Below are 255 nucleotides of genomic sequence, written 5' to 3'. Positions count from 1 at the left end.
CGGTGCCAGTGGTTTCGCCTGCCTTGATGGTGATCACGGCGCCGTTCGACAAGGTCACGGTCACTGGCGAGCCAGCGGCGTTGGTCAGGGTTGCGGTGTAGGTGATCTGACCACCTTCGGCCACAGACCCGGTCGCGGACAGCGTCAGGTTGGTGGTGTCGGCCACGTCGGTAACGGTGGTCGAGACTGGAGTTTTGTCGGCAACCAGGTTTTCGAAGTTGCCGCCGGTCACGTTGGTGATCGAGTTGGTAATCG

At 61.6% G+C, this 255-nt stretch carries 1 protein-coding gene; it reads right to left on the bottom strand.

The window, feature by feature from the left end:
• Positions 1–255 (bottom strand): immunoglobulin-like domain-containing protein (locus V6F91_RS27675; RefSeq protein WP_332769960.1); only part of this gene is annotated, 255 nt, incomplete at both ends.

The organism is Pseudomonas koreensis (assembly GCF_036668835.1).
In the GTDB taxonomy this organism is placed as follows: domain Bacteria; phylum Pseudomonadota; class Gammaproteobacteria; order Pseudomonadales; family Pseudomonadaceae; genus Aquipseudomonas; species Aquipseudomonas koreensis_I.
The sequence above is the reverse complement of the archived record's forward strand: the minus strand, read 5'-3'. Positions and strand labels throughout refer to the sequence as shown.